This window comes from Streptomyces sp. NPDC029014 (assembly GCF_055564695.1).
Genome location: NZ_JBVHVT010000062.1, coordinates 40,864 through 54,414, shown reverse-complemented (window position 1 = coordinate 54,414; position 13,551 = coordinate 40,864). Strand labels below are relative to the sequence as shown.

Sequence of the window (13,551 nt, the reverse complement as noted above, 5' to 3'; positions counted from 1 at the left end):
GCGTACGCGCACCAGGACGTGCCGTTCGAGCGCCTGGTCGAGGTCGTCAGCCCGCAGCGCTCGCTGGCCCACCACCCGCTGTTCCAGGTGATGGTCGTCCTCGACAACAACGCCGAGGCCGCCTTCGGCCTCCCCGGCCTCGAGGCCGGCTACGAGGGCGCCGACCTCGGCGTGGCCAAGTTCGACCTGACCTTCCACCTGGAGGAAACCCCCGACGGGCTCAGCGGAGAGGTCCAGTACGCCTCGGACCTGTTCGACGAGGCGAGTGCGCACGGTCTGGGCGAGCGGTTCGTCCGGGTGCTGGAGGGGCTGCTCGCGGACGTGGACGGCCGGGTCTCGGCGGTCGACGTGCTGTCGGCCGGCGAGCGCGACCGGGTACTGGAGGAGTGGGCAGGTCCCGCGTCCTCCGGTGGGGCGGGTGACGCGCTGTCGTTCCCGGAGCTGTTCGCGGCCCGGGTGGCGGCGGACCCCTCGGCGCCCGCGCTGGCCTTCGAAGAGGTCGAGTTGACCTACGGCGAGCTGGCGGCGCGTGTGGACGCGTTCGCCGGGCACCTCGCCTCCTGCGGTGTGGGGCCGGAGTCCGTGGTGGCCGTGGCGCTGCCGCGGTCGGTGGCCCTGGTGGTGTCGCTGCTGGCGGTGCTGCGGGCCGGCGGCGCGTACGTGCCGGTGGACCCGGACTACCCGGCGGACCGGGTGGCGTACATGCTGTCGGACTCGCGGCCGGCACTGCTGGTCACCGACAGCGCAACGCTGCCGGGCCTCGGCGAGTGCGCGGTGCCGACGGTGCTCGTGGACGAGACGGAACTGTCCGGTGAGGCGCCTGCGCAGGTGGAGCTGCGTGCGGACCACCCGGCCTACGTGATCTACACGTCGGGTTCGACGGGCCGGCCCAAGGGCGTGGTCGTGCCGCACGGCGGCATCGCCTCCCTGGCCCGGGCCCAGCAGGACGCGTTCGGTGTGGGCCCGGGCAGCCGAGTGCTGCAGTTCGCGGCACTGAGCTTCGACGCGGCGGCCTGGGAGATCGTGATGGGGCTGCTGTCGGGGGCCACCCTGGTGGTCGCCCCGGCGGAGCGGCTGATGCCGGGTCCCGACCTGGCCGCACTCTGCGCCGAACAGACCGTGACGCACGTGACCCTGCCGCCGACGGCGCTGGCGGTGCTGCCGCAGGACGCCCTGCCGGCCGGCGCGACGGTCGTCGTGGCGGGCGAGGCCTGCCCGCCGGAGCTGGTGGCCCGCTGGTCCGAGGGGCGCCGCATGATCAACGCCTACGGTCCGACCGAGACGACCGTGTGCGCCACCATGAGCGCGCCGCTGTCGGGCGAGGTCGTGCCGCCGATCGGCCGTCCGATCGCGGGAGCCCGCGTGTACGTGCTGGACGCGGCCCTGCGTCCGGTGGCCCCCGGCGTCACCGGCGAGCTGTACGTCGCGGGCGCGGGCCTGGCCCGCGGCTACCTCGGCCGTCCGTCGCTGACGGCGGAGCGGTTCCTCGCCGACCCCTTCGGCTCCGCGGGCTCGCGGATGTACCGCACCGGCGACCTGGCCCGGTGGACCGCCGGCGGTGAGCTGGAGTACCAGGGCCGGGCGGACACGCAGGTGAAGCTGCGCGGCTTCCGCATCGAGCTCGGTGAGGTGGAGTCCGCCCTCAACGCGGTGACCGGCGTGAGCCGGGCGACCGCCGTGGTGCGCGAGGACCGTCCGGGCGACCGGCGCCTGGTCGCCTACTACGTAGGCGCCGCGGACCCGGCGGCCGTGCGGGCACAGATCGCCACCGGACTGCCGGACTACATGGTCCCGGCCGCCCTGGTGGTCCTGGACGAGGTCCCGCTGATGCCCAACGGCAAGGTCGACCGGGCAGCGCTCCCCGCACCGCAGTGGTCCACCGCCGGCAGCAGCGGCCGCCGGCCCGCCGACGCCCGTGAGGAACTGCTCTGCCGGATCTTCGCCGACGTCCTCGACCTGCCCGCCGTCAACCCCGACGACAGCTTCTTCGACCTCGGGGGCGACAGCATCATGTCGATCCAGGTGGTCAGCCGCGCCCGCGCGGGCGGACTGCTGGTCTCGGCCCGCGACGTCTTCCGGGAGCGCACCCCTGCGCTCCTTGCCCGGGTGGCCACAGCGGTTCCGACCACGACGGAGGACCGGGACGCCGGTACGGGCACCTTCCAGCCCACACCGATCATGCGCTGGCTGGAGCAGTACGAGGCCACCGACGGTTTCAACCAGTCGATGACCGTGCGCGTCCCGGCGGGCCTCGACGAGGAGGCACTGGTCCGGGCCGCCCAGGCCCTGACCGACCACCACGACGTCCTGCGCCTGCGCCACCACCCGGACGGCACGTACGAGGTGCGCGAGCGCGGCACCGTACCGGTCGCGGTCAGGCGCGTCGCCCCGGGCGACGGCGAAGCCGCGGAGACGGCCCGCCGGGAACTGTCCCCGGCAGCGGGTGAGGTCTCACGGTTCGTCTGGTTCGACGCCGGACCCGACGCGCCGGGCACGCTGCTGATCGTCCTGCACCACCTGGTCGTCGACGCGGTGTCGTGGCAGATACTGCTGCCCGACCTCGCCGCCGCGTACGAGGCGGCCGCCGCGGGCCGGGCCCCCGAGCTCGCCCCCGTCACCACCTCGTACCGGACCTGGTCCGGGCACCTGCAGGCGGCGGACCGGCGGGCCGAACTCCCGGTGTGGCAGGAGATCGCCGCGACCGCGGAGCCGATCCTCGGCACCCGCCGGCTGGACCCGGCGGTCGACACCGCCGCCACCGCCCGGGAGATCGAGCTCACCCTGGCACCGGAGGTCACCGAGGCGCTCCTCACGAGGATCCCGGCGAGCGTCAACGGCAGCGTCACCGACGCACTGCTGTGCGGGCTGGCGACGGCGGTCGTGGAAGGACGCGGTGCCGGACCGGTCCTCGTCGACCTCGAGGGGCACGGACGCGAAGACGTCGCCGACGGGGTGGACACCTCCCGGACGGTCGGCTGGTTCACCAGCCTCTACCCCGTCAGGCTCGACCCGCAGGGCCGCGCGCCCATCGACCGGCTCAAGCAGGTCAAGGAGCAGTTGCGCGCGTTCCCGGACAACGGCGTCGGATACGGCATCCTGCGCCACCTGAGGGGCGAGCCCGGCCTGGACGTCGCCCCGCAGATCGGCTTCAACTACCTGGGCCGGTACACCGACGGCGACGACACGGGCGACTGGCAGACCGTCGACGGGCCGACGCCCGCGCCGCGGTCACCCGAGATGCCGATGACACACGCGGTCGAGATCACCGCGGTCACCGAGAAGCACGAGGGCCGTCCGCGCCTCGTCGCCACCTGGACCTGGGCCTCCGGGCTGCTCGCCGAGTCCGAGGTACGGCGCCTGGCACACGCATGGTTCGACGCGCTCACCGCCCTTGCGGACGAGCGGCCGGACGCGGTCGGACTGACGCCGTCCGACCTGAGCGACGACCTGACACAGAGCGAGATCGACAGCCTTGAGGCTGAACTGGGGGATTGGTAATGAAGCGCTCGCGCCTCGAAGACGTACTGCCGCTGACACCGTTGCAGGAGGGGATGCTCTTCCACTCCCTCTACGACGACGAGGCGGTGGACGTCTACAACACCCAGCTCGTGCTGGAGCTGTCCGGTGAGGTGGACGCGGCCCTGCTGCGCCGCAGCGCCGAAGCCGTCCTGCAGCGGCACGCCAACCTCAGGGCCGGTTTCCGGCTGCGGGCGAACGGCCGGCCGATGCAGATCATTCCCCGGGACGTGAAGCCCGGCTGGTCCGAGTCGACCCTCCGGGCCGAGGAACTGGACGCGTTCCTGACGACCGAACGGGCCACCCGCTTCGACCTCGGCCGGCCGCCGCTGATCCGGTTCAGCCTGGTCCACCTCGGGCCGCAAGAGCACCGGCTCGTGGTGACCAACCACCACATCCTGCTCGACGGCTGGTCGGCGCCCCTGCTGGTCAACGAGCTCTTCGAGGTCTACGAGGCGGGGGGCAGCACCGACGGCCTGCCCCGGGTCACCCCCTACCGGGAGTACTTGGGCTGGCTCGCCCGGCAGGACGCGGACGCCGGTGCGCAGGCGTGGCGGACGGCTCTCGCCGGCCTCGACGGGCCGACCAGGGTGGCGCCCGGCGCCCCCGCGGGCAAGGTGCTGCCCGAGCGGATCGCCGCCGAGCTGTCGCCCGGGACCACGGCCCGGCTGGTCCGGTTGGCGGCCGACCGCGGCCTGACCGTGAACAGCCTGGTGCAGGGTGCCTGGGCGATGGTGATCGGGCAGCTCACGGGCCGCAGCGACGTCGTCTTCGGCGCCACGGTCTCCGGCCGCCCGGCCGATCTGCCCGGCGTCGAGGGCATGATCGGCTCCTTCATCAACACGCTCCCGGTACGCGTCCTGCTCGACCCTGCCGCGCCGTTCGCCCAGGCCGTGACCGACCTCCAGCGCCGGCAGGGCGACCTGCTCGACCACCACCACGTCAGCCTCGCCGAGGTTCAGCGGGCGGCAGGCCTGGGAGAGCTCTTCGACTCGATCCTCGTCTTCGAGAACTACCCCTTCGACGACGCAGAGGAGAGCTCGGAGGCGAAGCTCAAGATCGCCGACATCGACGGCGGCGGCGCGACCCACTACCCGCTCAGCCTCATCACCGGCATCGCGGGAGACCGCCTCATCGTCCGGCTCGACATCCGCCCCGAGCAGTTCGACAGGGCGCAGGGCACCGCCATCGCCGCCCGGTTCCTCCAGGTCCTCGAAGCCGTCGCCACCACCCCCGACCTCCCCGTCGGCCGGATCGGCGTGACCCTGCCCGCGGAGCGGGAACAGGTCGTCGAGACGTGGAACGCCACGGGTCTCGAACTGCCCGCCGCGGTCCTCCCCGAGCTGCTCGACGCCCAGGCGGCCCGCACCCCCGACCGGGTCGCCCTGGTCCTGGAGGGCGAGGAGGTCGCGTATGGGGAACTGCACGCCCGGGCCAACCGGCTGGCCCGCCACCTCGTCGGCCGGGGCGCGGGTCCGGGCGGGCTCGTGGCCCTCGCCCTGCCCCGCTCGGTGGACCTCCTCGTCGGGCTGCTCGCGATCGTGAAGACGGGCGCGGCGTACCTGCCGGTGGACGTCGGCTACCCGGCCGACCGCATCGCCTACATGCTCGCCGACGCCGCCCCGATCTGTGTGCTGGACAGCGCTTACCTGGCCGGTACGGACGTGGCGGGGTACGAGGACACCCCGCTCACCGACGCCGACCGGCTCCGCCCGCTGCACCCGTCCGACCCGGCGTACGTCATGTACACCTCCGGGTCGACGGGCCGCCCCAAGGGCGTCGTCATCCCGCACGCCGCGGCCGTGAACCGGCTCGACGGCATGCAGCGCGCGTACCCCCTGGAGGCCGACGACCGGGTGCTGCAGAAGACCGCCACCAGCTTCGACGTGTCGGTCTGGGAGTTCTTCTGGCCGCTGCTGCAGGGCGCCACGATGGTGATGGCCAAGCCGGACGGGCACCGCGACCCCGAGTACCTCGCCGAGCTGATCCGGGCCGAACGCGCGACGACGGTCCACTTCATCCCCGCCATGCTCTCGGCCTTCGTGCAGACTCCGCAGGCCGCCGGCTGCACCAGCCTGCGCCGCGTGTTCTGTGGCGGCGAGGCACTCCCGGCGGACCTGCACCGAAGCTTCCGCGACCTGCTCGGCGTCCCCCTGCACCACCTGTACGGCCCGACCGAGGCCACCGTCGACGTCACGGCGTGGGACGGCGGCCAGGAGATAGGCCCGGGCAACGCGCCGATCGGCTTCCCCGTGTGGAACACCCGTGTCTACGTGCTCGACCGGGCGCTGCGCCCGGTTCCGCCCGGCGTCGTGGGAGAGCTCTACCTCGCGGGCGTCCAGCTCGCGCACGGCTACCTGAACCGGCCGGGCCTCAGCGCGGAGCGGTTCGTGGCCGACCCGTTCGGCCCGGCCGGGTCGCGGATGTACCGCTCCGGCGACCTGGGGCGGTGGAACCCCGACGGCTCCCTCCAGTTCGCCGGCCGCGCCGACCGCCAGGTCAAGGTGCGCGGCGTCCGGATCGAGCTCGACGAGATCCGGGCCACGGCGGCCGAACTGCCCGAGGTCGGGCAGGCCGTCGTCACCGTCTTCGACGAGCGCCTCGTCGCGTACGTCGTCCCCGCCGGGGACGACCTGGTCGGCGACGACCTGATCCGCACGGTCCGGGAGCACCTCGCCGCGAGGCTGCCCGAGGTACTCGTGCCCGGCGCGATCGTGCTCCTCGACGCCCTGCCGCTGACCCCCAGCGGCAAGCTCGACACCGCCGCCCTGCCCACCCCGGAGCTCGCGGCCGCCCCGGCGGCGCGGGCCGCGGCGACGCCGCAGCAGGAGATCCTCTGCACCCTGTTCGCCGAGGTCCTCGGCCTGCAGCAGACCGGTGTCGACGACGACTTCTTCGCCCTCGGGGGGCATTCGCTGCTCGCCACCCGGCTGGTCAGCCGCATTCGCTCCACCTTCGCCGTCGAGCTGCCGATCCGTGCGCTGTTCGAGGCGCCGACCCCGGCCGGTATAGCCGCCCGCCTCGACACGGCGGCCGGCGCCCGCCCGCCGATCCTCGCCGGCGCGCGGCCCGAGCACCCGCCGCTGTCGTACGCCCAGCGACGCCTCTGGTTCCTGTACCGGCTCGAAGGCCCTGCCGCCACCTACAACCTGCCGATCGCGCTGCGCCTGACCGGCCGGCTGGACCGGTCCGCGCTGCAGGCCGCGATCACCGACGTGGTCGAGCGGCACGAGGCCCTGCGGACCGCCTTCCCCGACTTCGCGGGCTCGCCCTACCAGCAGGTCCTGCCCGCCGAGGTCGACCTGAGGGTGGAGCGCTACTCCCCGCAGGCGCTCGACGCGGCGGCCGGGTACGCCTTCCACCTCGAACGGGAGGCTCCGCTGCGCGTCACGCTCTTCGAGGCCGGTCCCGAGGAGCACACCCTGCTGCTGCTCCTGCACCACATCGCCGGGGACGGCTGGTCCGCGGCCCCGCTCGCGACCGACCTCGCCACCGCGTACGCGGCCCGCTGTGCCGGCGAGGGCCCCTCCTGGCCGGCACTGCGCGTGCAGTACGCGGACTTCGCCCTGTGGCAGCACGAACTCCTCGCCGGCGAGGAGGACCCGGAGAGCCTGATCGCCCGACAGCTCGCACACTGGCGGACGGCGCTGGCCGGCGCCCCCGAACTGCTCGAACTGCCCACCGACCGGCCGCGTCCTGCGGTCGCCGGGAACGGCGGCGGTGTTGTGGAGCTGGCCGTGCCCGCCGACGCCCACGCGTCGCTCGTGGCGCTGGCCAGGGCCCACCAGGCGAGCCTGTTCATGGTGGTCCAGGCCGGAATCGCGGCCCTGCTCACCCGGATGGGCGCGGGCGCGGACATCACCCTGGGCACGGCGATCGCCGGACGCACCGACGAGGCGCTCGACGACCTCGTCGGATTCTTCGTCAACACACTGGTGCTGCGCACCGACGTCTCCGGCGATCCGTCCTTCGCCGAGCTGCTGCGCCGCGTCCGCACCGCCGACCTGGCCGCCTACTCCCACCAGGACGTGCCGTTCGAGCGGCTGGTCGAGGTGCTCAATCCGGCCAGGTCGCTCGCCCACCACCCGCTGTTCCAGGTGATGCTGACGTTCGCGAACACCGCGGGCGGAGACTTCGGCATGGCCGGTCTGGAGGTGGTCCGCGAGCAGGTCGGCGCGGACACCGCCAAGCTCGACCTGTCCTTCTTCCTCGCCGAGGAGCACACCGAGGACGGCCGTCCGGACGGTCTGCAGGGTGCGATCCAGTACGCCACCGACCTGTTCGAGGCCGAGACCGTGCAGGCGATGGCCGACCGGCTGGTTCGTTTGCTCACCGCGGCCGCGGCCGACCCGGAGCTTCCGGTCGGCGATCTGCCGATCCTGTCCGAGGAAGAACGCCACAGTGTTCTGGCCGGCTGGAACGACCCGGGTCACGACGTGCCCCGGACGACCGTGCCGGAGCTGTTCGCCGCGCAGGCGGCCAGGACCCCCGAAGCCGTCGCCGTGGTGTGCGGGGACGACCGCCTCACGTACGCCGAACTGGCCGACCGGGTCGAACGGCTCGCCCGGGTCCTGGTCGCGCGGGGTGCCCGCCCGGAGACGTTCGTGGCGATTGCCCTGCCGAAGTCCGTCGACCTGGTGGTGGCGGTGCTCGCCGTCTTCCGTGCCGGGGCGGCCTACCTGCCGCTGGACCCGGAGCACCCGGCCGACCGGCTCGCCTTCGTGCTCGACGACGTCGATCCGGTTCTGGTGCTGACCACCACGACGACCGAACTCCCCGGCGCGCGTCCGCGCCTCCACCTGGACGCGGGCCTCTCCCCGGAGGCGGACGCGGACGGGGAGGCGGTGCGGACGGAACCGCTGCCGGGGTTCGTAGCGGACAGTGCCGCCGCCTACGTGATCTACACCTCCGGCTCCACCGGCAGGCCGAAGGGCGTCGTGGTCGAGCACCGCTCGCTCAACTCGTACCTGGCGTGGGCCCGCAATGCCTACGACTCCGTCGAGCGCGGTGCGCTCGTGCACTCGCCGATCTCCTTCGACCTCACCGTCACCGGCATCTTCGCGCCCCTGACCGCGGGCGGTGCCGTGGACCTCGTCGACCTGAACGGCGACGCCCCCGGCACGCGCCCCGCCTTCGTCAAGGCCACGCCGAGCCACCTCTCGCTGCTGCTGAACCTGCCGGACGCCTTCTCCCCGACCGAGCAACTCGTCCTCGGCGGCGAGTCGCTGATGGGCGAACTGCTCGACGAATGGCGCCGCCGGCACCCCGGCGTGACCGTGGTCAACGAGTACGGGCCCACGGAGACGACCGTGGGCTGCACCGAGTTCCGCATCGCCCCCGGCGACGATGTCCCCAGCGGTGTCATCACCATCGGCCGGCCGGTCTGGAACACCCGGATGTACGTGCTCGACGCGAGGCTGCGCCCGCTGCCCGTCGGAGTGACGGGCGAGCTCTACATCGCGGGCGACCTGGTCACCCGCGGCTACCTCAACCGGCTCGGCCTCACCGCGGCCAAGTTCGTCGCGGACCCGTACGGCCCTCCGGGGTCGCGGATGTACCGCTCCGGCGACCTCGGCCGGTGGAACCGGCACGGCGAACTGGAGTTCGTCGCCCGTGTCGACCACCAGGTGAAGCTGCGCGGCTTCCGGATCGAGCTGGGCGAGGTCGAGTCGGCCGTCGGCAAGCACCCGGACGTGTCGCACGCCGCCGTCGTCCTGCGCGAGGACAGGCCGGGGGACAAGCGCCTGGTGGCGTACGTGACGCCCGCCGGGCTCGACCTCGCGGCCGTGCGGGCGTACGCCGCCGAGCGGCTTCCCGAGTACATGGCGCCGTCCGCGTACGTGGCGATGGACCGGCTGCCCTTCACCGCCAACGGAAAGCTGGACCGGGACGCGCTGCCCGAACCCGAAGCGACGGCCACCTCCGCCCAGGGCCCCCGGGACGCCCGCGAGGAAGCCCTGTGCGAGATCTTCGCCGAGATCCTGGGCGTGCCCTCGCTCGGCGTCGACGACGTCTTCTTCGACCTCGGCGGGCACTCGCTGCTCGCCGCCCGGGTCACCGCCCGTGTCCGGGACGAGCTCGGCGTCGACGTCAGCATCCGAACCCTCTTCGAGGCACCCACCGTCGCCGGGTTCGCCGCGCGGATCGCCGAGTCGGAACCGGCCGCCGGGCGGTCCCGCCCCGCGCTCACCCCGCGCCCGCGGCCCGAGCAGGTGCCCTTGTCGGCCGCCCAGCGCCGGCTGTGGTTCATGTACCGCTTCGAGGGCCCCTCGCCCACGTACAACGTCCCGCTGGCACTGCGGCTCACCGGCCGGGTCGACCGGGCCGCGCTGCGGGCCGCCCTCGCCGACGTGGTAGGACGGCACGAGAGCCTGCGCACCGTCTTCGGTGACGAGTCGGGCGTGCCGTACCAGCGGATCGTGAACGAGGAACCGGTCCTGGAGGAAGCGGCCGGGGACGACATCGCCGCCGCTGCCGGGTACGCGTTCCGGCTCGACCGCGAACTTCCCATCCGCTGCTGGCTCTTCACCCAGGGCGGCGACGAACACATCCTGCTCGTGCTCGTCCACCACATCGTCAGCGACGGCTGGTCGATGGGACCGCTGCTGCGCGACCTGGCCACCGCGTACGAGGCCCGCCGCGGCGGGCGCGCCCCGCAGTGGACGCCGCTCCCCGTGCAGTACGCCGACTACGCCATCTGGCAACAGGAGGTCCTCGGGGACGAGACCGACCCGGAGAGCGTGCTGGCACGCCAGACCGCGTTCTGGCGCAACACCCTCGCGGGCGCGCCCGACCTGCTGGACCTGCCCGTCGACCGTCCCCGGCCGGCCGCCCTCAGCCACCGCGGCGGCTCGGTGCCGCTGGTGATCGGCCCCGACCTGTACCGCGCCGTCGCCGACCTGGCCCGCCGCCGGCACGCCAGCGTGTTCATGGTGCTGCAGGCCGCGCTCGCCGCCCTGCTCACCCGCTACGGCAGCGGCACGGACATCCCGCTCGGCTGCGCGGTCGCCGGACGCGACGAGGAGGCGGCCCGCGAGCTGGTCGGCTTCTTCGTCAACACGGTCGTGCTGCGCACCGACGTCTCCGGCAGCCCCTCCCTGCACGAGCTCCTCGACCGGGTGCGGGAGACCGACCTGGCCGCGTTCGCCCACCAGGACGTGCCGTTCGAGCGGCTGGTCGAGGTGCTCAACCCGGCACGCTCGCTGGCCCACCACCCCCTGTTCCAGGTGATGCTCACACTGCAGAACCTCGACCTCTCGGAACCGGAGCTCCCGGGCCTGGTGGTCCGCGGGGAGCAGGTCGACTCGGAATCCGCCAAGGTGGACCTGGCGTTCGTCCTGGAGGAGGACGAGACCTCGGGGCTGAACGGGATCGTGCGCTACGCCACCGACCTGTTCGACCCGGAAACCGCGCGCGGCCTGGCCGACTCCCTGGTCCGGCTGCTCGCCGCGGCCGTGGCCGAGCCCGACGCGCCGCTGGACCGGCTCGACGTCCTCGGTCCGGAGGTGGGCCGGCTGGTCCTGGAGGGGTGGAACGACACCGCCCGCGACGTGCCCCCGCTCACCTGGCCGGAGCTCTTCGCGCGGCAGGTGGGCCGCACCCCGGACCACCCGGCCGTACAGGACGGTGCCGAGACGCTCAGCTACGCCGAGCTGGACCTCCGCGCCAACCGGCTCGCGCACCTGCTGCGCGAGCGGGGCGCGGGACCGGGGGAGATCGTCGCGCTGCGGCTCCCCCGCTCGGCCGACCTGGTGACCGCCGTGCTGGCGACGCTGAAGACCGGGGCCGCGTACCTGCCGGTCGACCCGGACTACCCGGCCGAGCGGATCGCCTTCATGCTCGATGACGCCCGCCCGGTGTGCGAGCTCACGCCCACTTCCTTCCCGGTCCCGGACGGGCTCCCCGGTACGGAACCGGTCGTCCCCCGGCACCTCGACGACGCCGCGTACGTCATCTACACCTCCGGGTCGACGGGCCGGCCCAAGGGCGTCGTGGTGTCGCACCGCGGCATCGCGGGCCTGGTCGCCAACCAGGCCGAGCGCTACGAAGCCGGTCCGGGCAACCGCGTCGCACAGCTCATCTCCCCGAGCTTCGACGCGAGCGTCTCCGAGCTGTGCCTCGCCCTGCTCACCGGCTCCTGCCTCGTGATCCCCCCGGGCGTCCTGGCCGGCGAGGAACTCGCCGCGTTCCTCGCCGACCGGCGCATCACCCAGGCGCACCTCATCCCGGCCGTGTTGTCCGGCCTGCCGCGGATCGCGCTGCCCGCCCTGCGGGTGATCGTCACCGGCGGCGACGTTCCCCCGGTGGACGTGATCGCGCACTGGTCCGAGGGCCGCAGGCTCGTCAACGCGTACGGTCCGACCGAGGCCACCGTGGACGTCGCGTCCTGGGTGCACGACGCTCCCGGCCGACAGCCGGTCCCGATCGGCAGGCCCATCGCCAACGCCGGGGTGTATGTGCTCGACCGGTACCTGCGGCCCGTCCCGCCCGGCGTGGCCGGAGAGCTGTACACGACCGGCCCCGGCCTGGCCCGCGGCTACCTCGCCCGTCCCGCCCTGACCGCCGAGCGGTTCGTCGCGAACCCGTTCGCACCCGGCGGCCGGATGTACCGCACCGGCGACGTCGTCCGGTGGGACCGCGACGGCCAGCTGGTGTTCGTCGGCCGGGCCGACACGCAGGTGAAGCTCCGCGGCCTGCGGATCGAGCTCGGCGAGATAGAGTCCGCGCTCGCCGAGCAGCCCGGTGTCACCCACGCCGCCGCGGCCGTCCACGCCGACCGGCTCGTCGGCTACGCCGTCCCGGCCGCCGGGGTGCAGCTGGACCCCGGGGAACTGCGCGGCCGGCTCGCCGTGGTGCTGCCGGCGCACATGGTGCCCGGCGTGGTCGTGGTGCTGGAAGGCCTGCCGCTGAGTCCCAACAACAAGCTCGACCGCAAGGCCCTGCCCGTACCGGAGGTGACGGCGGCGACGGCCGGGCGCGACCCGCGCAGCCTGCGCGAGGAACTGCTCTGCGGCCTCTTCGCGGAAGCCCTCGAACTGCCCCGGGTCGGCGTCGACGCGAACTTCTTCGAGCTCGGCGGCCACTCGCTGCTCGCGATGCGCCTTGCCACCCGGATCAGCACCGCGTTCGACGTCGCGACGGACGTGCGGGCCCTCTTCGAGGCGCCCACCCCGGCCTCGCTCGCCGCGCGGCTCGACACTGCCGACGACACCGGGCCCATGGTGGTGCTGCGACGCGGCGGTGACCGCCCCTCCCTGTTCTGCGCCCCGCCGTCGCTCGGCCTGAGCTGGTGCTACGCCGGACTCCTGCGCGGGCTGCCCGAGGACGTGGGCCTGTACGGCCTGCAGGCGTGGGGACTCGACGGCCCGGGACCGCTGCCGGACTCGCTGGCCGCGTGGGCGCTCGGCGCCGTCGAACAGATCCGCGCCGTGCAGCCGCAGGGCCCGTACCACCTGCTGGGGTACTCGACCGGCGGCAACATCGCGCACGCCATCGCCACCGCCCTGCAGGAGCAGGGCGAGCAGGTGGCCCTGCTGGCCATCATGGACTCGATGCCGGGCGATCCCGCCCAGGAAGCCCCGGTGGAGGGACAGCGGCTGCTCACCACGGCCGACGTGCTCGCCGTCCTGAGCGACGACGCGGGCGGTGACCCCGACAACCGGGGCGACGAGGCGGAACAGCGGGCGCGGGGACTGGGCCTGGTCGGAGAGGTTCTCGGCGGCGCGGCCGACGAGCGGCTCTTCGACGTCATGATCAACACGATCATGGTGGTCACGGCGCACCGGCCCGCCGCGTACAAGGGCGAGGTCGCCCTGTTCACCTCGGGCGGCGAGGAGGGGGCCGCGAAGCTGGCCTCCGCCTGGGCTCCCTACGTGGACGGGGAGCTGAAGGTCACCCCGTTCACGTGCGGGCACGACGACCTGCTGGAGCCGGCCTTGCTGTGCGACATCGCCACACGTATCGCGGGGTCCTTCGAATGCGGCCCGGAAAGGGCCGTAATAGAGGACCGATAAGGCGGCTCAATACCGTGCAACG

At 73.6% G+C, this 13,551-nt stretch carries 2 protein-coding genes; both read left to right on the top strand.

What is annotated here, in order from left to right:
• A partial coding sequence (locus tag ACZ4VL_RS28745) for an amino acid adenylation domain-containing protein (RefSeq protein ID WP_468205458.1) occupies positions 1-3,498 on the top strand: 3,498 nt, incomplete at its 5' end.
• Positions 3,498-13,529, top strand: a complete 10,032-nt coding sequence (locus ACZ4VL_RS28740) for an amino acid adenylation domain-containing protein (protein ID WP_468205456.1) — start codon at positions 3,498-3,500, stop codon at positions 13,527-13,529. The genes ACZ4VL_RS28745 and ACZ4VL_RS28740, both read left to right, overlap by 1 nt.
• The last annotated feature ends 22 nt before the right edge of the window (positions 13,530-13,551 follow it).